The 21,140-nt window shown below is 66.3% G+C and carries 18 protein-coding genes; 15 read left to right on the top strand and 3 right to left on the bottom strand.

Going from position 1 to position 21,140, the window contains the following annotated elements; translation table 11 throughout:
• From ACREE8_RS00180 to ACREE8_RS00165, 4 genes are all read left to right on the top strand, one after another.
• Positions 1–994: FtsK/SpoIIIE domain-containing protein (locus ACREE8_RS00180; RefSeq protein WP_431570947.1), on the top strand; the 994-nt coding region annotated here is incomplete at its 5' end.
• A complete protein-coding gene (locus tag ACREE8_RS00175) occupies positions 991–1,701 on the top strand; it encodes a LolA family protein (protein ID WP_431570946.1) in 711 nt (236 codons plus the stop codon). The genes ACREE8_RS00180 and ACREE8_RS00175, both read left to right, overlap by 4 nt.
• A 172-nt stretch (positions 1,702–1,873) precedes the next feature.
• Positions 1,874–2,665 (top strand): gamma-glutamyl-gamma-aminobutyrate hydrolase family protein, encoded by a 792-nt coding sequence (locus tag ACREE8_RS00170; protein ID WP_431570945.1) that lies wholly within the window; start codon positions 1,874–1,876, stop codon positions 2,663–2,665.
• 571 nt (positions 2,666–3,236) lie between these two features.
• Positions 3,237–4,025 (top strand): exodeoxyribonuclease III, encoded by a 789-nt coding sequence (locus ACREE8_RS00165; RefSeq protein ID WP_431570944.1) that lies wholly within the window; start codon positions 3,237–3,239, stop codon positions 4,023–4,025.
• A gap of 42 nt (positions 4,026–4,067) precedes the next feature.
• On the opposite strand, the gene ACREE8_RS00160 is transcribed toward ACREE8_RS00165, so the two are convergent.
• Genes ACREE8_RS00160 through ACREE8_RS00150 form a run of 3 tightly spaced genes read right to left on the bottom strand, consistent with a single transcriptional unit; the run spans position 4,068 to position 7,844 of the window.
• The gene (locus ACREE8_RS00160; RefSeq protein ID WP_431570943.1) at positions 4,068–4,559 is read right to left on the bottom strand and encodes a class I SAM-dependent methyltransferase; all 492 of its coding nucleotides are present in this window, start codon (positions 4,557–4,559) and stop codon (positions 4,068–4,070) included.
• Positions 4,560–4,596: 37 nt separating this feature from the next.
• A complete protein-coding gene (locus tag ACREE8_RS00155; protein WP_151179950.1) occupies positions 4,597–5,064 on the bottom strand; it encodes a Crp/Fnr family transcriptional regulator in 468 nt (155 codons plus the stop codon).
• A 56-nt stretch (positions 5,065–5,120) separates the two neighbouring features.
• Positions 5,121–7,844, bottom strand: a complete 2,724-nt coding sequence (locus tag ACREE8_RS00150; RefSeq protein WP_431570942.1) for an ABC transporter transmembrane domain-containing protein — start codon at positions 7,842–7,844, stop codon at positions 5,121–5,123.
• Between the two features lie 234 nt (positions 7,845–8,078).
• Between ACREE8_RS00150 and ACREE8_RS00145 the strand changes: the two genes are divergently transcribed.
• The 11 genes from ACREE8_RS00145 to ACREE8_RS00095 all read left to right on the top strand — a co-directional run.
• On the top strand, positions 8,079–9,296 hold the full coding sequence (locus ACREE8_RS00145; protein WP_431570941.1) for a glycosyltransferase family protein: 1,218 nt from the start codon (positions 8,079–8,081) through the stop codon (positions 9,294–9,296).
• Between the two features lie 172 nt (positions 9,297–9,468).
• A complete protein-coding gene (locus ACREE8_RS00140) occupies positions 9,469–10,758 on the top strand; it encodes a glycosyltransferase family 4 protein (RefSeq protein WP_431570940.1) in 1,290 nt (429 codons plus the stop codon).
• On the top strand, positions 10,755–11,936 hold the full coding sequence (locus tag ACREE8_RS00135; RefSeq protein ID WP_431570939.1) for a glycosyltransferase family 4 protein: 1,182 nt from the start codon (positions 10,755–10,757) through the stop codon (positions 11,934–11,936). Before ACREE8_RS00140 ends, ACREE8_RS00135 begins: the two co-directional genes overlap by 4 nt.
• Before the next feature lie 17 nt (positions 11,937–11,953).
• The gene (locus ACREE8_RS00130) at positions 11,954–12,592 is read left to right on the top strand and encodes a histidine phosphatase family protein (RefSeq protein ID WP_431570938.1); all 639 of its coding nucleotides are present in this window, start codon (positions 11,954–11,956) and stop codon (positions 12,590–12,592) included.
• Complete coding sequence (locus ACREE8_RS00125) at positions 12,589–13,752, top strand: glycosyltransferase family protein (RefSeq protein WP_431570937.1); 1,164 nt, start codon at positions 12,589–12,591, stop codon at positions 13,750–13,752. The genes ACREE8_RS00130 and ACREE8_RS00125 overlap by 4 nt, the downstream gene beginning before the upstream one ends.
• Positions 13,749–14,531 (top strand): polysaccharide deacetylase family protein, encoded by a 783-nt coding sequence (locus tag ACREE8_RS00120; protein WP_431570936.1) that lies wholly within the window; start codon positions 13,749–13,751, stop codon positions 14,529–14,531. Before ACREE8_RS00125 ends, ACREE8_RS00120 begins: the two co-directional genes overlap by 4 nt.
• Complete coding sequence (locus tag ACREE8_RS00115) at positions 14,528–15,058, top strand: hypothetical protein (RefSeq protein WP_431570935.1); 531 nt, start codon at positions 14,528–14,530, stop codon at positions 15,056–15,058. The genes ACREE8_RS00120 and ACREE8_RS00115 overlap by 4 nt, the downstream gene beginning before the upstream one ends.
• Positions 15,055–16,938, top strand: a complete 1,884-nt coding sequence (locus ACREE8_RS00110) for an ABC transporter ATP-binding protein (RefSeq protein WP_431570934.1) — start codon at positions 15,055–15,057, stop codon at positions 16,936–16,938. The genes ACREE8_RS00115 and ACREE8_RS00110 overlap by 4 nt, the downstream gene beginning before the upstream one ends.
• A 10-nt stretch (positions 16,939–16,948) precedes the next feature.
• Complete coding sequence (locus ACREE8_RS00105; RefSeq protein WP_431570933.1) at positions 16,949–18,916, top strand: ABC transporter substrate-binding protein; 1,968 nt, start codon at positions 16,949–16,951, stop codon at positions 18,914–18,916.
• Between the two features lie 45 nt (positions 18,917–18,961).
• Positions 18,962–19,960, top strand: a complete 999-nt coding sequence (locus ACREE8_RS00100; RefSeq protein WP_431570932.1) for an ABC transporter permease — start codon at positions 18,962–18,964, stop codon at positions 19,958–19,960.
• Positions 19,957–21,140 (top strand): ABC transporter permease (locus tag ACREE8_RS00095; RefSeq protein ID WP_431570931.1); only part of this gene is annotated, 1,184 nt, incomplete at its 3' end. The genes ACREE8_RS00100 and ACREE8_RS00095, both read left to right, overlap by 4 nt.

The raw sequence follows: 21,140 nt of genomic DNA, 5'->3' as shown, positions 1-21,140 counted from the left end.
GCTCTATCGCCTCTCGCCCGACGACAGCAAATTCATCATGATCGATCCGAAGATGCTGGAACTCTCCGTCTATGACGGCATCCCGCATCTCCTCACCTCCGTCGTCACCGATCCGCGCAAGGCCGTGGTCGCGCTCAAATGGACCGTGCGCGAGATGGAGAACCGCTACCGGCTGATGTCGAAGCTGGGCGTGCGCAACATCGAAGGCTTCAACATCCGCATCACCGAGGCGGCAGCGAAGGACGAGAAGCTGAGCCGCAAGGTGCAGACGGGATTCGATCCCGAGACCGGCCAGCCGATCTATGAGGAAGAGGATATTCCGCTCGAGCCCCTGCCCTTCATCGTGGTGGTGGTGGACGAGATGGCCGACCTCATGCTGGTCGCCGGCAAGGATATCGAGGCCGCCATCCAGCGCCTGGCGCAGATGGCGCGGGCCGCCGGCATCCATATCATCATGGCGACCCAGCGCCCCTCGGTGGACGTGATCACCGGCACCATCAAGGCGAACTTCCCGACCCGGGTCAGCTTCCATGTCACGTCGAAGATCGACAGCCGCACGATCCTGAGCGAAACCGGGGCGGAACAGCTGCTGGGTCAAGGGGATATGCTCTATATGGCCCAGGGCGGCCGGATCACCCGCGTGCATGGACCGTTTGTCGCGGATCAAGAGGTTGAAACCATCGTCCGCTTCCTTAAAAAGCAGGGCCAGCCGACCTATATCGAGGAGGTCACCCAGGACGAGGAGGCCGAGGCCCCGGACGGCGATGGCGGGTTTGGCGGCGGCGACAGCGGCGACGCACTGTATGACCAGGCCGTCGCCATCGTCTGTCGCGAACGCAAGGCCTCGACCAGCTTCGTCCAGCGCCACCTCCAGATCGGCTATAACCGGGCGGCGCGGATCGTCGAGCGCATGGAGCGTGAGGGCGTGGTCAGCACCGCCAACCATGTCGGCAAGCGCGAAGTGCTCGCTCGCAACATCGACGGAGATTTATGAGATACGACGCTTTTACGGGACCGCTGGCCGACGAGACATTGGCCGCTCCCACGCGCCGAGGTTTGCTGAAGACATTGGGCGCGCTGCCGTTGCTGGCGGCGGGCGCATCGGCGTTGCTGCCCCGCCCTGCTTCCGCCTCGACACCCGCCGCCAAGGAACTGACCGACCAGGACCGCGGCGACCTCAAGCGCGCCGAGGAGTATCTCAACGGCATCTCCACGATGCGCGCGAAGTTCCAGCAATATTCGAACACCGCGGGGTTGGCCTTCGGGAAGATTTATCTGCGCCGTCCCGGCAGGCTGCGCGTCGAATATGATCCGCCGCTCAAGGTGGTCATCGTCGCCGACGGGCTGGTGGTAAGCTATTACGACATGGATCTGGACCAGATCAGCCAGGTCCCGATCGGCGCCTCGCCGCTCTGGTTCCTGCTGCGCGAGACCGTCTCCTTCAAGAATGGCGTCACCGTCAGCTCGGTCGTTCGCGAGCCCGGGGCCTTGCGGATCGGCGCCTTCGAAAGCGGTTCGCCCGAGGCGGGCCAGATCGAGCTCGCCTTCGCCGATGACCCGCTCGAGCTGCGGCAATGGACCATCCTCGATCCGCAAGGCAACCAGATCCGGGTGGGTCTGCAGGACGTGACCATGGGCGGCGCGCTCGCCAACGCGCTGTTCGCCACGCCCAGCAAGGGCCTGCCGTCCGACAACCGCTGAGGCTCGGCGTTTACGTCAGATCAGGCATCTTGCGCTAGCATGATGCCAGCCGGGGCTTCCGGCCCAATATCGATATCCGGCGGATTCGGGGCTTTGACGCCACCCGGCCGCCGATCCCTGAGAATAACCTCCTCGGGGAACCGGTCCGGCGTCTGACGGGGCGAGCCTCATCATGTATCGCATCGACGCCTCCTGGCCCGCGATCGGCATCCCGGCTTGCGTCAAGTCGGTCGAAGAATTGCCGTTCCACGCGGTGGGCGAGAAATACATCACCGCCGTGGTCGAAGGCGCGCAGGGCATGCCCCTGTTGCTGCCGGTGCTGGGCGAGGCCTATGACCTGCCCTCGCTGCTCGACCGGCTCGACGGGCTGCTCTTTACCGGCAGCCTCTCCAACATCCATCCGCGCCATTATGGCGGCCCGCCCGATCGCGCCGACAGCCCGCAGGATCCGCAGCGCGATGCGACCACGCTGCCGCTGATCCGCGCCGCGGTCGCCGCGGGCGTGCCGCTCTTCTGCATCTGCCGCGGCCATCAGGAGCTGAATGTCGCGCTGGGCGGCACGCTCCACACGCAAGTCCACACCCTGCCGGGCAAGCTCGATCATCGCAGCCCCAAGAATGTCGATTACGACGCGAGATACGCGCCGCAGCACAGGATCGCGCTGGAACCCACTGGGATGCTGACAAAAATCCTGGGGCGAACCGAGATCGAGGTGAACTCGCTGCATTGGCAGGCGATCGACCGGCTGGCGCCGGGGCTCGTGGTCGAGGCCAAAGCTCCCGATGATGTGATCGAGGCCGTCCGAGTCGAGAAGGCCAAGAATTTTGCCTTCGGCGTGCAGTGGCACCCCGAATATAAAGTCACCGAGAACGCTGTTTCTCTTGCCCTTTTCAGGGCTTTCGGCACGGCCTGCCGGGAGCGTGCCCGGGCCCGTTTGCGGGCCCCCGGGAAAGCCGCCGAGTAGACGCGCCCCAGTGTTGCAAAAACATCATGGTCAAGGGCCAAAGCGACCATTGAAAGCCGGGCCGATCCGTCTTAAATGAGAGGCATACAGTGGCGGGCGCCGCAATGGCGACCGTCGCCCGAAGTGGCATCCCCTACCGCAACGGGCTCCTAGACGGAACTGAGAACGCCCGGTCTCCCCCTGGCCGGGCGTTCGCCTTTACAGGCCCTGGAATCTAGCCTAAGCCTGTGGAATCACAATCGATTTCACGTTCGCAGGCAAGGTTCCGGCGGCCGTCGGGCAGGTCTCTCGAGACCGCCCGATCCCCGGTCCCGGATGGCGCGAGCGCGGGTGTCCCACCAGTGCTCGCGCCTCGGACCGGGTACCCCCAAGCCCTTCCCGCGACGCCCAAAACCCGAAGTCATAGGAATTTTATCTCCGGCGACTGTGGCCCGCCGGCCACCATGGCTGCCGGATTCGACGGCGGGGTCCTTTGCGTTATAAGAAACGGCCCTCGAATCCGGCCTCGCCCGCGCGTCTCCCCTGACGCTCGGCACCGGGCGCTCCCTCAACTCACCATCCGGAACGGTGCATGCGGCTCGTCACTTGGAACGTCAATTCCATTCGCCTGCGTTTCGATCATCTCGCGCGCCTGGTGCAGCACTGGGACCCCGACGTCATCTGCCTGCAGGAGATCAAGGTCCATGACGACCTGTTCCCCAAGGCCGAGCTCTTGCCCGGCGGTCATCCGCATCGGCGCTGGCGCGGCATGAAGAGCTATAACGGCGTCGCCATCCTCTCGCGCCTGCCGCTCGAGCCGGTCGAGGGTCCCGACTGGTGCGGCAAGGGCGATTGCCGCCATCAGGCCGTGATGCTGCCCGGCGGCGTCGAGCTGCATAATTTCTACGTGCCGGCGGGCGGCGACATTCCCGACCGCAAGGCCAATCCGAAATTCGCCCATAAGCTCGACTTCCTCGATCAGATGACCGACTGGTTCGCGGCCGAGCGCGATGCCAAGCGCAAAATGATCCTGGTAGGCGATCTCAATATCGCGCCGCTCGAGACCGATGTCTGGTCGCACAAGCAGCTGCTCGACGTGGTGAGCCACACGCCGATCGAGGTGGAGAAGCTGACCGGGCTGCAGGACGGGCTGGGCTGGACCGACGCGGTGCGCCATTTCATCCCGCCCAAGGACAAGCTCTATAGCTGGTGGAGCTATCGCGCGGCCGACTGGGAGGCGTCCGATCGCGGCCGGCGCCTCGACCATATCTGGGTGACGCGCCCGCTCAAGAGCAAGCTCAAGGGTGCGGCCGTGCTGCGCGAGGCGCGCGGCTGGACGCAGCCTTCCGACCATGTGCCGGTGGTGGTGGATTTCGCCTGAGCGGATGTCGCGCGTGCCGATCCCGCAAGGATCGGCGCCGCGCTAGGCTTTGCGGCGATAGAAGTGATAGCGGCCGACCGCGACACCCTCGGGCAGCGGCAGCGGCTCGAGCCTGTCGTCGGGCAAGGGCTGATCGCCCGCGACCAAGCCGCCCGATGCCAGGAGCGCGGTTATCGTCGGCGCCAGATCGCTTGCCAGCCGGAGGCTCGCGATCTTGTCGCCGGTGCCGATATCGGTGTGGATCAGGATCGCCGGTTCCGGCGCGCCTTCGAGAAAACGCGGCAGGGTCTCGCGGGCATCGCCCAACCGCACCATGTCGGCGGGCGGCACGCAGTCCGGATGCGGATTGATCTGCCGGTCGAAGACATAGATCTTCCGGCCGGGGAAGAGTTCACGCAGATGATCGTAGGTGCGGCCATTGCCGAAGCCCAGCTCGAGGATCGGTCCCGGCCGCGTGCCGATCAGCTGTGCTGCTCGATCGAGACAGAGTTTTTGGGCCTGCATGCGACGAATGTAGGAATCGAGCCGGCTCATGCCGTCGCGCCGGCTTCAAGACGTTGGTTGTCGAGGTTCACGCATGTTCCATCTGGTTGAGCCGCTGCTGGCAATTGCGAAGCTGGGCGGTGGTGTGTTCGAGCCGGTGCGCCAGCACGCGCATGATCTCGACGCCCATGACGGGAAAGTCATTGATCATCTGGAAGAAGAGATCGCGCGTGATCTTGAGCGTGATCGTGGGCATCTCGGCGGTGATGGTCGCGGTGCGCGGCACGTCGCAGATGATGCCGATCTCGCCGACGATCTGATCCTTGCCGACCTTGGCCACCAGGAGCGGCCCGCTCGCAAGCTCGACCGTCACCGACACGCTGCCGTCGATGATGAGGTAGGCGGCATCGGCAGGATCCCCTTGATGGAACAGCACCTCGCCTGACGGAAACGTCACGCGTTCGCTGGCGAAGGCGAGCAGGCGCAATTTCGCCGGATCGATCTTCGAGAACATCGGGATGCGTCGCAGCAGTTCGACTTCCTGGTTGATGCTCATCTGTGGCCTCCTATCCCGGGCCCGTTAGCAATAAATGGTTCCTGCGGTCCGCCGGCTCAAGCCGCGCTGACCAGTTCGTGAAATGTCGTGCCGGAGCGGTCGAGATCGGCCGGCGGCCCCTGTTCCTGCAGCCGCCCGTCCCGCATGACCAGAACCCGGTCGAACCGGCGCGCCAGGTCGGCACGGTGCAGCACCCAGAGCACGCCGAAGCCGTCATTGGCGCCGAGAATCGTCTCGGCGATCCGCATCTGGCTGGCATTGTCCAGGAGCGAGGTCGCTTCGTTCAGCACCAGCAATTGCGGGCGTTTCAGAAGCGCGCGGCCGAGGCCGATCTTCTGGCGCTGCGCCGCCGTCAGGCGCTTGCCGGCGATGCCCACCTGGAAGTCGAGCCCGACGCCGAGGACCGATTCCCGCAAATGGCGGGCGTCGAGCACCTCGGCGATCAGGCGGCCGATCTTCTGGGAAGCTTGCGCCTGGCCATAGACCAGGCGTCCGAACAGGATGTTGTCCTGCAGGCTGGCGATCGCGTTGTAACGCTCATGGTCATAGAACTCGATCGAACCCTTGAGCGCGTCCGGCAGACCTTCCGCGAAGGTGCGCCGCGCCTCGAGCAGGCGGCGCTCCATGGTCTCGTCCACCAGCCCCAGGCGGTGGCGGGCCTCGACATAGGGCAGCGTCAGTTGGATCAGCCGGACCCGGGCGTTCTTGTCCAATCCGCCGATGCCGGTCTTTCCGAGTTGGCCGAGGATCGCCCGGAACTGCGGCAGATCCTCGGCGCTGATGAAGCTGAATTGCTCGAAGAAGGGATGGCCCGGCGGCAGATCGGCGAAGATCTCGATCATGGTCTCGGCGATCTTGTGGCCCATCTCGACCAGCGTATCGATCAGGCCCAGCCGCTCCAGCACCTGGCGGATATAGTCGTTCTCGACCAGCCGCTCGGGCGCCAGATCGCCCTTGGCGGTGCCGAACAGGAGATTCTCCGCGACCGACATGTTTTTGTTGTAGCGGGCGGGATCGAAGGGCTCGACCAGGGCCGCCAGTTGCGGGTCGGCCAGCCGGCGCGCCAGGTCTTGGCGGGCGGCGATGACGGCGCTGGCGAGATCGGGCCGCTGGGTCGGATCGATCGTGCCGCGAAGCCCCAGCTGATAGACATCCTCGTCGAGCTCGATGGTTTTGAGCAGCGCCGTCAGCTTCGCCTCCAGCGCCTCGGGTCCCTCGACGCCGGCGGATTCATAGTCGATCCAATCGGCGTTGACATCGAAGTCCGGATTGCCGGCGCGCCGCGACTCGCGCGCCACGGCCTCGCGCTTCGCCAAGACTTCCCCTTCATATTTCGGCATTTTGACCGGACGATGTTTCAGCCCATAAACCAGGTTCTCGCGCACCGAGAAGGGGAAGAGATAGGGCTCGGGGCCGGCATAGGCGATGTGCCGGCCGATGACCGCTTCCGGCATCTCGGCCAGATTCTTGCCGCCGATCGAGATGCCGCCGGCGGCCGACGGCATCAGCCGCATCAAAGCCAGCGCCAGGCCTTCGCGGCCGCTGCCCCCCGGTCCGATGACCGCGATCTTGGAGCTCAGCGGGAAATTCACGGCGATGCCGTCGAGAACCCGTGATCCGGCCTCGTCGATGACGGTGAGGTTGGAGAAGGCGACGTCGCCTTCGAGCGGCGGCGCCGAGGCATCGATCGCCTGCAGCTCGGCGGCCAGCACGCCGTCCGGCTGAAACTGATCCACCACCTGCTCATACTGGATCTGGACGGACTGGCGCTGCTGATCCCAGTCGATCAGCTCCTTCACCGGCCCCGGCAGGTCCTTGTAGGCGGAGATGACCGCCACCAGGCCGCCGATATCGAGATGGCCCGTGATCGCGAGATAGCCGCCCACCAGGTAGAAGAGGAAGGGCGTCATCTGCGCCAGCATGTTGTTCAGGAACTTCACCGCGAACTTGCGCTGATAAAGATCGAACCGGATGTCGAAGATGCGGGCGAGCCGGGTGGCGATGTCGGCGCGCTCATAATTCGAGGTGTCGTGGGCGTGGATGTCGGGGGAGCCGTCGACGCATTCGGCGATGCGGCCGGCTAATTGGCGCGCCGTCAGCTGGCGCGCCTTGCCCAGCAGCAGCACCTTGACGCGCAGCTTCGGAATGATGATGGCCTGCGCCAGCAGGATCGCGACCGTGATGGTGCCGAGCAACCAGCTCTGGGCCAGGATGAAGGCCAGCGCCGTGATGGCCTGGCCGCCGAGGAAGGCCGGCGCCACGAAGGCATCGCCGATGAAACCGCCCAGCGGCTCCACCTCGTCCTTGATCATGGTGGCGATCTCGGCCTGCTTCACACGGCGAAAGTGAAGCTGGGGGAAGCGCAGCACCCGGTCGAACAGCTCATAGCGCAGGCGGCTCAGCATGCGATCGCCCATGCGGCCCTTCTGGGTGTTGATCTGGAGCTTGAAGACGCCGTTGATGATGACGAGGAGCAGGAACAGCAGGCTGAGGGCGACCAGGTAGGGGATCTGCTCCAGGGGGAAGCCCTCATAGAGCTGGACATGGCCCTTGCCGAAGATGCCCTGGAGGAAGCCCGGGACGTTGAAGGCGACTGGAAAGAACAGGGTGGTGGTGTTGCCGTCGGTGAAGGCCTGGCCCTGGATGGCCCGGTTGACGATCGCCTTGGGCAGATCGAGGGAGAGGAAGTAGAACAGCTGGGACAGCGCGACGATCCCCAGGATGATCAGCTGCTCCTTCCTGCTGTGTCGCCATATGTATTTGAAAAGATTGGATTCCAATCGGATTCCCCCGCTCCGGGAGCGGCATCGCCAAAGGCCGCCCCTTAACCTCTCCCTTACCATAGCCAACCGGGGGCCGCGCGGAATAGCGCCAAGCTATGGGGAGTCTTGGGATTTTCGCGATAAGTTCGCTTTCTTCGGCATTTGCCGGTGTGGCATAGTCCCGCCCCGGGGAAATCGACGTGTAATCGCCAGCGGCCGTCCAGAATGAGCGAAGCCCGCAGAAACGCCCGCGTGCTGATTTACAGCCACGATACCTTCGGCCTCGGCCATTTGCGCCGTTGCCGGGCGATCGCGCATGCGCTGGTTGAACGCAACAAGGAACTCTCGGTCCTGATCCTGACGGGCTCGCCGATTATCGGCTCGTTCGATTTCAGGGCGCGTGTGGATTTCGTCCGCATCCCCGGCGTCATCAAGCTGCGCAACGGCGACTACACCTCGCTCAGCCTCCTCATCGATATCGAGGAGACGCTGGCGATGCGCGCCTCGATCATCCGCCACACCGCCGATATCTTCGATCCCGACCTCTTCATCGTCGACAAGGAGCCGCTGGGTCTGCGCGGCGAGGCGCTCGAAACGCTGGAGATGCTGCGCGAGCGCGGCACGCCCCTGATCCTCGGCCTGCGCGACGTGCTGGACGAGCCGGCGCTGCTGGCGCCCGAATGGGAGCGCAAGCGCGTCGTCCCGGCCGTGGCCGAACTCTATGACGACATCTGGGTCTATGGGCTGCCGCAGGTCTGCGGCGATCCGCTGGCCGGCCTCGACATCCCCTGGTCGGTGCGCAAGCGCATGACCTATACGGGTTATCTGCCCCGCACGCTGTCCGCGACCCATGGCCAGATGACGCATCTGCAGAAGATCGCCAGCCCCTATCTGCTGGTGACGACGGGCGGCGGCGGCGACGGCGAAGGGGTGATCGACTGGGTGCTCTCGGCCTATGAGCATGACCGCGCGCTGCCCTATCCCGCTCTCCTGGTGCTCGGGCCCTTCATGCAATCCGAGCGGCAGGGCGAGTTCCTGGCGCGCGCCTCGCAGCTGCCCAATGTCGAGGCCATCACCTTCGATGCCCAGATGGAGCATCTGATGGCGGCGGCGGTCGGCGTGGTGGCGATGGGCGGCTACAACACCTTCTGCGAGATCCTGTCCTTCGACAAACGCGCGCTCATCGTTCCACGCATGCATCCGCGCCGCGAGCAATATATCCGCTCGGCGCGTGCAGCCGATCTCGGCCTCTGCCAGATGGTGACCGAGGAAGATTCCAACCGCGACCCGCATCTGATGGCGACGGCGCTACGCCAGTTGCCGCAGCAGCGCCTGCCCTCGCAGGTGGTGGTGCCGGGCCTGCTGGACGGGCTCTACAATGTGAACCGCTTGGCGCAGCAATGGCTGGCCCGCGACCGTCAGCCCAAGATCCGCCGCGCGACCTTCAATCCGGCAATCGGCGGCGGCTGATCGTCGAGACCCTCGGCCGCCACGCTCAACAGCCGGGTAACATTGATACTTTCCGCCACTCCGCGCCGCTCGACAGGGCCGGCCAGGCTCGGTCATGATCGCGGGCCCGGCGCGCGGGGCGCCCCGACGGACCCGCGCGGCCGCCGGCTGATGGCGAGGCTTTAGGACCCACTTGGCAGGCACCGTCGCTTTTCTGCTCAAAGGCTATCCGCGGCTCTCGGAAACCTTCATCGCGCAGGAGATCCGCGCGCTCGAGCAGCGGGGGCTCGACATCCGGATCGTGTCGCTGCGCCACCCGACCGATCGCTCGGTCCATCCGGTCCATCGCGAAATCAAGGCACCCCTCCTCTATCTGCCCGAATATCTGCATCAGGAGCCGCGGCGCGTCCTGCGCGCCTGGCGCAAGCTGCGCCATCACCCGCGCTATCCCCTGCTGTTCAGCGCGTTCCTCGCCGACCTGCGGCGCGATCGGACCCGCAACCGGGTGCGCCGCTTCGGCCAGGCACTGGTGCTGGCCGCGGAGCTGGCGCCCGGCGTCGAACGGCTGCATGCGCATTTCCTGCACACGCCGGCCTCGGTCGCGCGTTACGCAGCCCTGCTGCTGGATCTGCCCTGGAGCGGCTCGGCCCATGCCAAGGACATCTGGACCACGCCCGACTGGGAGAAGCGCGAGAAGCTCGCGAGCCTCGACTGGCTGGTGACCTGCACCGCCCAAGGCCGTGATCATCTGGCGGCGCTGGCGCCGAGGCCCACGACCGTGACGCTGGTTCATCACGGTCTCGACCTGCAGCGTTTCCCCGCACCCGCCCCGCGGCGCGAGCCGCGGCGCGACGGCAGCAAGCCTGCCGACCCAGTGCGGCTGCTGTCGGTCGGCCGCCTGGTGCCCAAGAAGGGATACGACATCCTGCTCGCGGCCCTGGGACGGCTGCCGCGCGATCTCGCCTGGCGCCTGGTTCAGATCGGCGGCGGGCCGCTCAAGCCCGACCTGCAGCGCGAGGCCGCGCGCCTCGGGCTCGGCGACCGGATCGAATGGCAGGGCGCGCAACCGCAGGAGATCGTTCTCAAGGCCTATGACGACGCCGATCTCTTCGTGCTGGCGAGCCGGGTGGCTTCCGATGGCGATCGCGACGGGCTGCCCAATGTGCTGATGGAAGCCCAGAGCCAGGGCCTCGCCGTCGTCTCCACGCAACTGCCCGGCGTCGGCGAGCTGATCGAGGATCAAGGCAACGGATTGCTGGTGCCAGCCGGCGATGCCGAGGCGCTGGCCCGGGCACTGGAGCAACTGATCCACGATCCGCAGCTGCGGCAGACGCTGGGCGCCGCGGGTGAGGCACGCGTGCGGCGCGAGTTCGACATGACCGACGGGATCGAGCTGCTGGCCCGCAAGTTCGGGCTCGCCGATCCTGCGACGCGAGACGAGGCACGGCCGGTCCCGCGCGCCGCGGCGGGCCTGCGCTCATGAAAATCGCGTTCTACGCACCGCTGAAGCCGCCGGGCCATCCGATTCCCTCCGGCGACCGCGCCATGGCGCGGCTGCTGATGGCGGCGCTGGCCAAGGGCAATCACGAGGTGGAACTCGCAAGCCGGTTGCGCTCGCGCGAGGCGGCCGGCGATCCGGCGAGTCAATCGGAGCGCGCCGCGATCGGCCGCCAGCAGGCCGAGCGTCTCATCCGTCGCTGGCAGGTCCTGCCGGCGACGGCGCGTCCCAGCCTCTGGCTCACCTACCATCTTTATTACAAGGCACCCGACTGGATCGGACCGCGAGTCGCCGATGCGCTGGGCCTTGCCTATGTCGTGGTGGAAGCGTCGCATGCGCCCAAGCGCGCGCAAGGGCCCTGGGCCGACAGCCATGCCGCGGTCGAGGCGGCGATCCGGCGAGCGGATGCGGTGATCGCGCTCAACCCCACCGACATGGGCTGCGTCCGGCCGCTGGTGGCGCCCGACCGGCTGCATCTGCTGAAGCCGTTCCTCGACGAGAGTCCGTTCCAGGCCGCGATGGCGGCCCGGCTGCGCCACAAGCGCGAGATCATGACGGCCTATGGGCTCGATCCCGAGCAGCCCTGGCTGCTGGCGGTGGGCATGATGCGCGCCGGCGACAAGCTCGCCTCCTATCGGGTTCTCGCCGAGGCGCTCGCCGCCGTCCTGGATCGCCGCTGGCAGCTGCTGGTGGCGGGCGACGGGCCGGCCCGCGCCGAGGTCGAAGCGGCGCTGGCGCCGCTGGGGTCGGAGCGGCTGCGATTTGCCGGCGCGCTCGGCGCCGAGCGTTTGGCCGCGGCTTATGTCTCCAGCGATATCATGGTCTGGCCGGCGATCAACGAAGCCTACGGCATGGCGCTGCTCGAAGCGCAGGCCGCGGGTCTCCCGGTGGTCGCGGGCGACAGTCCCGGCGTCGCCTCGATCGTGGCCAGCGGCGCCACGGGGATGCTGCCGGCGCTGGGCGATGCGCCAGCCTTCGCCGCGGCCGTGCGGTTGCTCCTCGATGCGCCGCAACGTTGCCAGCAGATGCGCCACGCGGCCCTGACCAAGGTCGCCGCTGATCACCGCCTGACGGTGGCGGCGGCGGCCCTCGACGAGATCCTGCTGGCCGCCTCGTTGCGGGCGCAGCGCGAGGGCGGCGGTCACGTGCTGGCGAGCGCTTGAACGATGCTCCGGCTTCCATGACGCCGACCCTTCAACTGGCGCTGCTGCGTCATGGGCCGACCGCCTGGAATCGCAGCCGGCGGATCCAGGGCCTGACCGACGAGCCGCTCGACGAGGCGGGCCGCGCGCATCTCGAATCCTGGCGGCTGCCCGAACATTGGGTCGCGCGGCCCTGGGTCACCAGCCCGCTGCGGCGCTGCCGCGAGACGGCGGCGATCCTGGCGCGGACCCATCGCCGCGAAGGGCCCATCGCCGTGGAGCCGCGGCTGATCGAGATGAGCCATGGCGAATGGGAAGGCGAGCGGCTGGCCGATCTGCGCGCGCGTCTGGGCGAGGGCATGACGGCGCTCGAGGATCGCGGGCTCGACTATCGCGCACCCGGCGGCGAATCCCCGCGCGAGGTGCAGCAGCGCCTGCGCCCCTGGCTGCAGGAGATCGCCGCCGCCGGGAGCGACCGGCTCGCCATCGCGCATCGCGGCATCATGCGCGCGCTTTACGCGATGGCGGTCGGCTGGGACATGACGGGAAAGCCGCCGGTCAAGCTGCGCGACGATTGCCTGCAGCTCTTCGTCCTCGCGAGCGGCGGGCAGCCGCATGTCGAGCGGCTCAATGTTTCGCTGATCCATTCGGCGGAACCGGGAACGACACGCCCATGACGCTGCGCCTTCTGTTCCATGTGCAGCATCTCCTCGGCGTCGGGCATTTTCGGCGCGCCATGGCGCTGGTGCGCGCCTGCGAAGCCGCCGGCATCGATGTGACCCTGGCCTCCGGCGGAAGGCCGGTCGAAGGCATCGCGCCTGCCGGGCGCTTGGTGCAGTTGCCGCCGGCCGAAAGCGCCGACAGCAGCTTCGCCACCATCATCGACGAAGCCGGCCGGCCGATCGACGATGCGTGGCGCGACCGCCGCCGCAGCGCGTTGCTGGATCTGTTCGCGCAGACGCGGCCCGATCTGCTGCTGATCGAGCAGTTCCCCTTCGGCCGGCGCGCCTTCCGCTTCGAGCTGATGCCGCTGCTCGAAGCCGCCAGGAGCGGGCCGCACCGCCCGGTCGTCGCCTGTTCCTTGCGCGACGTGCTGGTGACGAAATCCGATCCCAAGCGGCAGGCCGCGATGATTGCGCTGGCGCGGGACCATTTCGATCGCGTGCTGGTGCATGGCGACCCCGCGGTCATTCCCCTGGAGGCGAGCTTTCCGGCAGCGGCGGCACTGGCCGATCGCATCATCTATACCGGCTATGTGCTCGATTCCGCCGTCGCGGCCTCGCCCACCGGCGGCAGCGATGGCCATGGCGAGATCCTGGTCTCCGCCGGCGGCGGTGCTGTCGGGCGACCCCTGATCGAGGCCGCCCTCGCGGCACGGCCGCTGACGCAATGGCGCGCCAAGCCCTGGCGCATCGTCACCGGACCCGGCATGGCGGAGCGCGACCTGGCCGCCCTGCGCGCCTCGCTGCCGATGGGCGTCGTCCTCGATCGCGTCAGGCCCGATCTGCCGGCCTTGTTCGCGCGATGCCACCTGTCGGTTTCGCAGGCGGGCTATAATACCGTGATGGAGCTCTTGAGCGTTCGCGCGCGCGCGCTTGTCGTGCCCTTTGCGGAAGCCAGCGAAACCGAGCAGACCTTGCGGGCGCGCCGGCTGGCCGCGCTCGGGATGATCGATGTCATCGAGACGGACGCGCTCGAGCCGGCGAAATTCGCGGCCGCCATCGACCACGCCGCCGCGCGCGCGCGCCCCGCTGTCGATCTGCATTTCGACGGCGCTGCTCGGAGCGCACGGATCCTGATGGATCTGGGGCGAGCCCGTGGGGAGCAGTCCCGATGAGCAGTTGGAAGGCCCTCAGGAGCGAGCTCGACCGCTGGCAGGAGGCCGGCCGGCCCGCGAGCTTCTGGTGGCGCGATGACGATGCCGAGACGCCGTCGCCGGCCCTCGATCGCCTGCTGGCCTTGCGGGCCGCGCGGGACCTGCCCCTCGCCTTGGCGGTGGTGCCGGCGGGCGCGGGCGCGGCACTGGCGGAACGGCTCGCCCGCGAGACGGGGGTGCGGGTGCTGCAGCATGGCTATGCCCATCGCAATTATGCGTCGGAGACCGAAAAGACGATCGAGCTGGGGTCGCATCGCCCGTTAACCAAGGTCATGGCCGAGCTGCGATCCGGCCGCGGCCAGCTCGAGACCCTGTTCGGCCGGCGCTTCCATGACATCGTGGTGCCCCCCTGGAACCGGATCGACGGCCGAGTGATCGGCGCTTTGGGACGGGCCGGTTATCGCGGCCTGTCGGTTTACGGGCCGCGGGCCCGGCGTTTCGCCACGCCGGGACTGGTCCAGGTGAATGTGCATCTCGACGTCATGAACTGGAGCAACCACCGGTTCCTAGGCGCCGCAACCGTCCTGAAACGGGCCGTTCACCATTTGCGCCTGCGCCGCGAGGGCGCCGCCGATGTCACCGAACCGACCGGCTTGATGACGCATCATCTCGCCCATGATCGCGCCGCCTGGGACTTCATTGCCCGCTTTCTTGACGAAACCACAGCTCATCCGGCCGGGCACTGGATCGGCACGGCACTCGCCTTCCGCCCGCCCCGGGGCTCGGATCGGGCCTCATGATGATTTACCGCTATCAGACCGGCCGGCTGGTCGGCGACTATCTGCGCGGCGGTTGCGGCCTTGCCGGCTCGATCGTCGCCTGGGTTCTTTTGCCCTCGGTTCCCCAGGTTCACATTCTTATCGGCGGATTGACGCTCCTCTTTCTCCTGTTCACGATAAGGACGGTTTGGCGGCAGGCCGTCCGTATCGAGGTTTCCGATCAGTCGTTCACTTTGATCTCGCCCCGGTCGATATTGTTCAAGCAGGAGCCAGTGGCATGGCACGATCTCGTGTCGGTTAAGCTTCGTTACTACTCGACCCGCCGCAACCGCAAGAATGGATGGTTCACGATGCATCTGGCCGGGCCCACGGCACGCATCGCTTTCGACTCCGATCTCGACGGCTTCGAGGACATGGCACGCCGCGCCGCCCTGGCGGCGCACGCCAGCGGCATCGCGACCGACGACACCACGCGGGCCAATTTCGCGGCTCTCGGTTTCGCCGATCGGGCGCCGTGGCATCCCGAGCGCGACGGTGTCGGCCCGTGACCCATCTCCTGACCGTCAATAATCTCTCGGTCTCCTTCGCGCTGCCCGGTGGCGCGGTGCATGCCGTGCGCGGCGTCTCCTTCCGCGTTCCCCAGGGCGGCACCGTGGCGCTGGTCGGCGAATCCGGCTCGGGCAAGACCGTCATCAGCCAGACGATCATGGGCATCCTGCCGACCTCGGCCAAGATCACCAGCGGCGAGATCCTGTTCGCCGATCCGGCCAAGGGCGGCGCCATCACCGATATCGCGAAGCTGCCGCCCAAGGGTGCCCAGATCCGCGACATCCGCGGCGGGCGCATCTCGATCATCTTCCAGGAGCCGATGAGTTCGCTCTCGCCGCTCCATACCATCGGCAATCAGATCAGTGAAGCCCTGCATCTGCATCGCAAGGTCGATCGCGCGACCGGCCGCGAGCTGGTGATCGAGATGTTGCGGCTGGTGCAGTTCCCCGACCCCAAGCGCGCCTACGACACCTATCCGTTCGAGCTGTCGGGAGGCTTGCGCCAGCGCGCGATGATCGCGATGGCGCTGATCTGCAGGCCGGCGCTCCTGGTCGCCGACGAGCCCACCACGGCCCTCGACGTCACCATCCAGGCGCAGATCCTCAAGCTCATCCGCGATCTGCAGCATGAGCTCGGCATGGCGCTGCTCATGATCACGCATGATCTGGGCGTCGTCGCCAACATGGCCGAGGAAGTCGTGGTCATGTATCACGGCCAGATCATGGAAAGCGGCACGCTGAACGACATCTTCAGCAATCCGCAGCATCCCTATCTGAAGGCGCTCCTTCGCGCCGTGCCGCGCTTCCACATGGCGCCGGGCGAGCGGCTGGTGCCGATCCGCGAGATCGCGACCGCCGATGCGCGGCTGCTGCGCGGCCGGAAGGACTGGCCCGCCGAGGCCGCCGCGGCGGGGCCGCTGCTCTCGGTCGAGCATTTGAGCAAGAGCTATCGTCGGCGCCAAGGCGCGCTGTCGGGCGGCGGCGACAAGGTGCTGGCGGTCGACGATGTCAGCTTCAACATCGCGCGCGGCGAATGCCTGGGACTGGTCGGCGAGAGCGGCTGCGGCAAGACCACCGTCAGCAAGATGATCATGCGCGCGATCACGCCCGATACGGGCAAGGTCTCCTTCAACGATTATGGCAAGCGCCTCGACGTGCTCTCGCTGCGCGGCGACAAGCTGTTCAAATACCGGCGCAAGATCCAGTTCGTGTTCCAGGATCCGTTCGGCTCCTTGAATCCGCGCATGACGGTGTTCGACATCATCAGCGAGCCGCTGGTGGTCCATGGCGTCGGCAACGAGCGCAACCGGGCCGAGGCGGTCAAGGAGCTGATGCAGCTGGTGGGGCTGGATATCCGCCATCTCAAGCGCTATCCGCACAGCTTCTCCGGCGGCCAGCGCCAGCGCATCGGCATCGCCCGCGCGCTGGCATTGCAGCCCGATCTCCTGATCTGCGACGAGCCGGTCTCGGCCCTCGACGTCTCGATCCAGGCGCAGATCCTCAATCTGCTGAAGGATCTGCAGCAGAAACTGGGGCTCACCTATCTCTTCATCTCGCACAACCTCGCGGTGGTCGACTATATCGCCGACCGCATCGCCGTGATGTGCGCGGGACGCGTGGTGGAGCTGGCGCCGTCATCGACCCTGTTCCGCAACCCGCTCCATCCCTATACGCGGGCCCTGCTCTCGGCGGTGCCTGAGCCCGATCCGCGCTACCCGCTCGATTTCCAGAAGCTCACCTCCGAGCGCAACTCGATCCCCTCGACCTGGCCCGCGCCCTTCACCATCGACGCGCAAAGCCATCCGTCGCTGATCGAGGTGGCGCCCGGCCATTTCCTGCGCGCGGCCGAAGCGCCGAGCGCATTGAAAGTCGCGTCCTGAGGATCGTCCGATGCGGTTGACCGTCCCCTTCTCCGCCATTGCCCGGGGCCCCGCCCGCCGGCCGCGCGCCGGCCTGTTGGTGCTGGCGGCCCTGCTGGCCGGTGTCCTTCAGGCCGGCACCGCGGCGGCGCAGTCCTATTCGGATTCGCCGGTCCTGGCCGACAAGGTGGCGGCGGGGGACTTGCCGCCGGTCACGGATCGCCTGCCCGAAGATCCCGCCGTCGCCTCGATGAGTGAGGCCGGGCGTTATGGCGGCGATCTGGTCATGCTGATGGGCTCGGCCAAGGACACCCGCATGATGGTGGTCTATGGCTATGCCCGGCTCGTGGGCTATGACCGCGATTTCAAGATCGTCGCCGACATCGCCGAATCCTATGACGTGGAGGAAGACCGCATCTTCACCTTCCATCTGCGCAAGGGCATGAAATGGTCGGACGGCAAGCCCTTCGACGCCGAGGATTTCCGCTACTTCTGGGAAGACGTCGCCAACAATAAGGATCTGTCGCCGACGGGTCCGCCCTCGGTGCTGATCGTGGATGGCGAGGCCCCCAAGGTCGAGTTCCCCGACAAATACACGGTGCGCTACAGCTGGTCGAAGCCGAACGCCGATTTCCTGCCGGCGATCGCGGGCACGACGCCGCTCTATATCTATCGCCCCAGTCACTATCTGAAGAAGTTCCACGCCAAATATACCGACGCCGCCGAGCTGGCGCAGAAGGTCCAGGAGGCGCAGCAGCCGAGTTGGGCCGCCCTGCATAACCGCAGGGACAACATGTACAAGAACGACAACCCGAAGCAGCCGACGCTCGATCCCTGGATGCTGGTGACCAAGCCGCCGGCCGAGCGCTTCGTGTTCGAGCGCAACCCCTATTATTACCGGGTCGACCCACGCGGACGGCAGCTGCCCTATATCGATCGGGTGGTCTTCGACATCGTCGACAGCAAGCTGATCCCGGCCAAGGTCGGCGCCGGCGAGACCACGCTGCAGGCCCGCAACCTGCGGTTCGACAACTATACCTTCCTCAAGGATGGCGAGACGCGCGGCGACTATCGCGTTCGACTCTGGACCAGCGGCTCGGGCTCGCAGGTGGCGATCTATCCCAACCTCAACACCAACGACGCCGTCTGGCGCGCGGTCATGCGCGATGTCCGGTTCCGGCGCGCGCTTTCGCTCGGCATCGACCGCCATGAGATCAACCAGGTGATCTATTACGGCCTTGCCAAGGAAAGCGCCAACACGGTCCTGCCGGAGAGCCCGCTCTACGACGAGGCCAATGCCCATGCCTGGACCAGCTACGACATCGACCAGGCCAACCGTCTGCTCGACGAGATGGGGCTCGACAAACGCAACAGCGACGGCATCCGGCTGCTTCCGGACGGACGCACTGCCGATATCCTGGTGGAGAGCGCGGGCGAGAGCACCGAGGAAGCCGATGTGCTGGAGCTGATCCGCGATTCCTGGGCCCAGCTGGGCTTGCGGCTCTATGTGAAGCCTTCGCAGCGCGAAGTCTTCCGCAACCGCATCTTCGCCGGCGACAATGTCATGTCGGTCTGGACCGGCCTCGACAACGGCATCCCGACGGCGGAGACCGTCCCCCTGGAGTTCGCGCCGACCAGCCAGCAGCAGCTGCAATGGCCGAAATGGGGCCAGTTCGATGAAACGATGAGCGCTTCCGGCGAAGCCGCCGACATGCCGGTGGCAAGGCAGCTGCTCGATCTGCTGCAGCAATGGCGCGACGCCGACAACGACGAAGTACGCACCGCGATCTGGAAGCAGATGCTGCAGATCTATAGCGACCAGGTCTTCGTCATCGGCACCGTCAACAGCGTGCCGCAGCCGGTCGTGGCCAAAGTCTTCCTGCATAATCTGCCCGAAACCGCGATCTTCAACTGGGAGCCGGGTGCGCAACTCGGGGTCTACCGGCCCGACACCTTCTGGCTCGACGAATCCGCGACCGCGACTGCCGCCACCAACTGAAGCCTGATCGAAGCACCAGATTTACCGACCGTCACCCGAGGCCCGATGTTTACTTATTTGCTCCGCCGCCTGTTCGTGATGGTGCCGACATTGCTGGTGATCAGCTTTCTGGTCTTCGCCATCATCCAGGCCCCGCCCGGCGACTATCTCTCGACCTATATGGCGGAGCTGCAAAGCCAGGGCGAGGCGGTCGATCAGGCCAAGATCGATTTCCTGCGCCATCAATACGGCCTCGATCGTTCCTTCCTCGAGCAATATGCGGTATGGGTCGGCAATCTGGTCCAGGGCGATCTCGGCTATTCCTTCGAATATGGAATGCCGGTGAACCAGGTGGTGGGCGACCGGCTGCTGCTGACCATCGTGGTCTCGGTGGCGACCATCATCTTCATCTGGGTGGTGTCCTTCCCGATCGGCATCTATTCCGCGGTCCGACAATATAGCGTCGGCGACTACACCTTGACCTTCCTGGGCTTTCTCGGCCTGGCGACGCCGAGCTTCCTCCTGGCGTTGGTGCTGCTCTATTTCGCCAATGTCAAATTCGGCATCTCGATCGGCGGGCTGATGGATCCGAGCTATGCCGACGCGCCGTGGAGCTGGGGCAAGGCCCGCTCGGTGCTGGCCCATCTGTGGGTACCGGTGATCGTGATCGGCACCAGCGGCACCGCCGGCATGATCCGGCGCCTGCGCGCCAACCTGCTCGACGAGCTGCAGAAGCAGTATGTCGTGACCGGTCGCGCCAAGGGCTTGTCACCGATCAGGCTGCTCTGGAAATATCCGCTGCGCATGGCGCTCAATCCCTTCATTTCCGATATCGGCAGCATGCTGCCCGAGGTCGTGTCTGGTGCCGTGATCGTGTCGGTGGTGCTGTCGCTGCCGACCACCGGCCCGATGCTGCTCGATGCGCTGCGCAGCCAGGACATGTATCTGGCCGGCTCGTTCCTGATGTTCCTCGCCCTCCTGACGGTGGTGGGCATGTTCCTGTCGGATGTGGCGCTCGCCGTGCTCGATCCGCGCATCCGGCTGGGAGGCGGAGTATCCAAATGACGCCGCCAACCGACATCGCCGCTTCCGACATGCCGCCGCCGCGCGAGCCGCTGGCGCATCAGGTCTCGACCGCGCCCTTCGATCCCTATTCGGTCGAGCGGATGAACGCGGAGCAGGAGCGCTACTACCTCGCCTCGCAGTGGCGGATGATGTGGTGGAAGTTCCGCCGCCACCGCCTCGCCGTGATCTCGGGCGCGTTCCTGATCATGGCCTATTTCATCATCCTGATTTCCGAATTCCTGTCGCCCTATGCGCTGCATTCGCGCCATGTCGACTTCATCTATGCGCCGCCGCAGCGCGTGCATCTGTTCGACAAGGGCGCGTTCGTCGGGCCGTTCGTCTATGGCATGGACTACCGGCTCAACATGCAGAACCTGAAACGCGAATACACCGACAATCCCGAGCGGGTCGAGAGGGTCCGCTTCTTCTGCCTGGGCGAGTCCTACAAATGGTGGGGCCTGATCGAATCCCGTCTCCATCTCGCCTGCGCCGCCGATGGCGGCACCCTGTTCCTGCTCGGCACCGACCGTCTCGGGCGCGATGTGCTGTCGCGAATCCTCTATGGCGCCCGGATCTCGCTGACGATCGGATTGGTCGGCGTCTCGGTCAGTTTCCTGCTGGGGCTGGGGCTGGGTGGGATCGCCGGTTATTACGGCGGCTGGGTGGATGCCGCGGTGTCGCGATTGATCGAGGTGGTCCGCTCCGTCCCGCATGTTCCGCTCTGGCTCGCGCTCTCGGCCATCCTGCCGGTGAACTGGAGCCCGATCCTGGTCTTCTTCGGCATCACGCTGATCCTGGGGCTGTTGGACTGGACCGGGCTGGCGCGCGCCGTGCGCTCGAAGCTGCTGGCCCTGCGCGAGGAGGATTTCTGCCTGGCGGCCGAGCTCATGGGGGCGAAGCCCCGGCGCATCATCTGGCGCCATTTGATCCCCAGCTTCATGAGCCACCTGATTGCCTCGGCGACCCTGGCGATCCCATCCATGATCCTGGGCGAGACGGCGCTCAGCTTCCTGGGGTTGGGCCTGCGCCCGCCGATCACGAGCTGGGGCGTTCTGCTCAACGAGGCGCAGAACATCAATGTCGTCGCGCTCTATCCCTGGCTGATGTTCCCGGTGCTGCCGGTCATCCTGGTGGTGCTGGCCTTCAACTTCCTGGGCGACGGCCTGCGCGACGCGGCAGA

This window comes from Hypericibacter sp. (assembly GCF_050729195.1).
In the GTDB taxonomy this organism is placed as follows: Bacteria; Pseudomonadota; Alphaproteobacteria; order Dongiales; family Dongiaceae; genus Hypericibacter.
The sequence above is the reverse complement of the archived record's forward strand: the minus strand, read 5'-3'. Positions and strand labels throughout refer to the sequence as shown.

What these genes read in the sequence shown, in the direction of transcription:
- ACREE8_RS00175 (WP_431570946.1), top strand. Translation starts at nt 991, where the DNA reads ATGAGATACGACGCTTTTACGGGACCGCTGGCCGACGAGACATTGGCC.
- ACREE8_RS00170 (WP_431570945.1), top strand. Translation starts at nt 1,874, where the DNA reads ATGTATCGCATCGACGCCTCCTGGCCCGCGATCGGCATCCCGGCTTGC.
- ACREE8_RS00165 (WP_431570944.1), top strand. Translation starts at nt 3,237, where the DNA reads ATGCGGCTCGTCACTTGGAACGTCAATTCCATTCGCCTGCGTTTCGAT.
- ACREE8_RS00160 (WP_431570943.1), bottom strand. Translation starts at nt 4,559, where the DNA reads ATGAGCCGGCTCGATTCCTACATTCGTCGCATGCAGGCCCAAAAACTC.
- ACREE8_RS00155 (WP_151179950.1), bottom strand. Translation starts at nt 5,064, where the DNA reads ATGAGCATCAACCAGGAAGTCGAACTGCTGCGACGCATCCCGATGTTC.
- ACREE8_RS00135 (WP_431570939.1), top strand. Translation starts at nt 10,755, where the DNA reads ATGAAAATCGCGTTCTACGCACCGCTGAAGCCGCCGGGCCATCCGATT.
- ACREE8_RS00130 (WP_431570938.1), top strand. Translation starts at nt 11,954, where the DNA reads ATGACGCCGACCCTTCAACTGGCGCTGCTGCGTCATGGGCCGACCGCC.
- ACREE8_RS00125 (WP_431570937.1), top strand. Translation starts at nt 12,589, where the DNA reads ATGACGCTGCGCCTTCTGTTCCATGTGCAGCATCTCCTCGGCGTCGGG.
- ACREE8_RS00120 (WP_431570936.1), top strand. Translation starts at nt 13,749, where the DNA reads ATGAGCAGTTGGAAGGCCCTCAGGAGCGAGCTCGACCGCTGGCAGGAG.
- ACREE8_RS00115 (WP_431570935.1), top strand. Translation starts at nt 14,528, where the DNA reads ATGATGATTTACCGCTATCAGACCGGCCGGCTGGTCGGCGACTATCTG.
- ACREE8_RS00105 (WP_431570933.1), top strand. Translation starts at nt 16,949, where the DNA reads ATGCGGTTGACCGTCCCCTTCTCCGCCATTGCCCGGGGCCCCGCCCGC.
- ACREE8_RS00100 (WP_431570932.1), top strand. Translation starts at nt 18,962, where the DNA reads ATGTTTACTTATTTGCTCCGCCGCCTGTTCGTGATGGTGCCGACATTG.